The following is a 2526-nucleotide window of genomic DNA, read 5'->3' as shown; positions in this document are numbered from 1 at the left end:
CTCATCATTTGTGGGTTATACCGTTGGCATGCCCCAAAAAGCAGCCTATGCCGCCAGTAAGGCTGGCATGATCGGCCTTGCCAAAGCCTTGGCAACTGAGTTTGGTGCGAGAGGTATCCGGGTGAATGCACTGTTACCTGGAGGTACAGATACGCCTATGGGTCAGGCCGATGCAAACAAGCCAGAAATTGTTGAATTTGTTAAAAATATTCATGCATTAAAGAGAATAGCTTTACCAGAAGAAATTGCGAAATCAGCACTATATCTTGCCTCAGACGCTTCAAGTTTTACGACAGGGACTGCATTGCTGGTAGATGGTGGCGTTTCCATTTGCAGAACGTAGGAAAGTGTCAGTTCTGAGGTGCTGAGATTGTCATTCGTCATATTGTTTGGAGTTGAAATCATGCGGAGGGTCAATCCAGAGGGGTGACAAGAAGCCTTCAGAATACCTTGATCGATCCTGATACTGTTACCCGATTTTGATTCAAGCGCAATCTAATGATGCTGGCTCCCAAATCATGTTGACAATCGCTACACGCTATTACTGGAAACGATTTGACTGATACATGTCATAACTTTTGTCAGTCAACCAGGTTATATGGGTTTAAGCTGCAGAATTATTTTTTAGATACCGTTTGTTTCAGAAGATCGAGAAAGGCATAAACAGCAGGAATATATAGCGAATTAGAGCGCATGGCTATCCCAATCTTGCGGGCATAGGGGTCAGGCAAAGGATGCACCGTAATTTCAGGTGGAATCGGCTCAGCGGCTAACCTTGGTAAAATAGCAGGCACCAACCCCTGTGAGACCATACTGACAAGAGTTGAGTCTTCTTGAAGCGTCTCAATCGTTTCCAGGGATGGGGCGAATTTTTGCAGGTGATGTTGAAGCGATCGGGAACAAGGCGCATCAGTTAGTTGTATGGGGGAAAAGGCACCTATGTCTTTCCAAGTAATGGGCTGTGGTAAAGACTGATGGGGTGGCATTAAAACTAAATATTCATCTTGAAGCAATTCCCAAACATCAAAGTCATTGCTGGTGGGCAAAAACGTTACCCCTAAATCCGCTTGCCCCTCTCTCAAGCATTGTTCAATCACAAAATTGTCTGGACGCTCAAGCATCGTGACATGGATATTGGGAAAACTCCGTCGAAACTGGGCGATCGCTTTGGGCAAGATATGGGTGGCTGCACTCCGAAAGGTTGCGATTCGGACGGTTCCCCCTTGGAGACCTCGTTGTCGGTGGGCTTCTGCTTGCATCTGTTCGAGGTGATTCAAGACTTGATGGGCATGGGCCAAAATTTCGGTCCCGGCGGGTGTGAGCGTTGCCCCTCTGCGCCCGCGGATAAAGAGAGGGACGCCCAACTCATCTTCAAGGGTGGTGATCGCATGGCTCACCGCGGGTTGGGACAGCTCCAACTGGAGAGCAGCCTCACTGAAGTTTCCCCAATCTGCCACAGCGAGGGCGGCTCGAAGTTGAAAGAGTTTCATGCTGAAACCTCCTCTTTCAGTTGCTATAAACAGCATTTATAGAATCATACACATTACCTTTTGATTCCCATGAAAAGGGGGCATAGGCTAAGGACAGTTGGAACTGAAGGTAACTAGCAATGACCATCACTCAATGCCCACTGAGGGTTTAGGGAAAGAAAAAATAATAGTCTTTTTGTCTTTAGGGAGCCATGACGATGAACGCATTAACATCAATCAATAACTTCCTACCGTTGTCAGATCAAATTGCCACTGCCGGACAACCCACAGAAACACAGTTTGAGACGATTGCCAAGCAGGGCTATCAAGTAGTTATTAATCTGGCGTTGCCGACCTCAGATCATGCGCTACCCGATGAGCAAGAAACGGTTGAGTCTCAGGGCATGGATTATATCAACATTCCCGTGATCTGGGAGCAGCCTACCATAGCGAATTTACAGCGGTTTTTCCAAGTGATGGATGTCAATCAAACAAGCAAGGTCTTTGTGCATTGTGCTGCGAATAAGCGGGTTTCAGCCTTTATGTATCTCTATCGTCGCCTTAAAGGTGGGGCTGATGAGGCTACAGCCCAGCGAGACTTAAACAGGATTTGGCAACCGAATGCGATCTGGCAACGATTTATACAACAGGCCATGGCTCACCATCAGCCCTAATACACTTTTGGCAAGGAGAAACCGATGACAACCATTACCCCAAGTGCTCAATCTTTTGATAAGAATAAAGCCGAGGTCTTTGCTGAGCAACTGCTCGGGATGCTCAATGGTGGTGCGATCTCACTTATGACCTCCATTGGTCATCGCACGGGCTTGTTCGATACGCTGGCAAACCTTCCCCCGTCCACCAGCCAAGAGATTGCCGATGTGGCGGGGCTGCAAGAGCGATATGTCCGCGAGTGGCTCAACACTATGGTCATTGGCAGAGTGATTGACTATGAACCTGCCAGGGTAAGCGCAAGAAAAATGAGGCGTTAATATGCTATGGAACTCCATTCTGTTAAAAGGGTTTCCCATGGCTACAGGTTTCAGCAAGACCCCTT

3 protein-coding genes and 1 pseudogene are annotated in these 2526 nt (G+C 47.6%); 3 read left to right on the top strand and 1 reads right to left on the bottom strand.

Features of this window, described 5'->3' with window-relative positions; genetic code table 11:
• On the top strand, positions 1 to 343 hold a 343-nt coding region (locus tag Q0991_RS08900), incomplete at its 5' end, for an SDR family oxidoreductase (protein ID WP_299487519.1).
• Positions 344 to 617: 274 nt separating this feature from the next.
• Here Q0991_RS08900 and Q0991_RS08895 read toward each other — a convergent pair.
• A complete protein-coding gene (locus Q0991_RS08895) occupies positions 618 to 1490 on the bottom strand; it encodes a LysR family transcriptional regulator (RefSeq protein ID WP_299487517.1) in 873 nt (290 codons plus the stop codon).
• A 197-nt stretch (positions 1491 to 1687) separates the two neighbouring features.
• Here Q0991_RS08895 and Q0991_RS08890 point away from each other — a divergent pair, with 197 nt between their 5' ends.
• Positions 1688 to 2143: a protein tyrosine phosphatase family protein gene (locus tag Q0991_RS08890; protein ID WP_299487516.1), complete on the top strand. Its 456-nt coding sequence runs from the start codon at positions 1688 to 1690 to the stop codon at positions 2141 to 2143.
• A 24-nt stretch (positions 2144 to 2167) separates the two neighbouring features.
• Positions 2168 to 2428 (top strand): annotated as a pseudogene (locus Q0991_RS08885) (transcriptional regulator); the annotation flags it as partial.
• Positions 2429 to 2526: the final 98 nt, after the last annotated feature.

Origin of the sequence: Acaryochloris sp. IP29b_bin.137, assembly GCF_028285745.1 — a bacterium.
GTDB lineage: Bacteria > Cyanobacteriota > Cyanobacteriia > Thermosynechococcales > Thermosynechococcaceae > Acaryochloris.
Note: the sequence above shows the minus strand (reverse complement) of the source record. Positions and strands in the feature narration are given on the sequence as shown.

Excerpts from the sequence above, each read along its gene's own strand:
- Q0991_RS08895 (WP_299487517.1), bottom strand. The coding sequence starts at position 1,490 with ATGAAACTCTTTCAACTTCGAGCCGCCCTCGCTGTGGCAGATTGGGGA.
- Q0991_RS08890 (WP_299487516.1), top strand. The coding sequence starts at position 1,688 with ATGAACGCATTAACATCAATCAATAACTTCCTACCGTTGTCAGATCAA.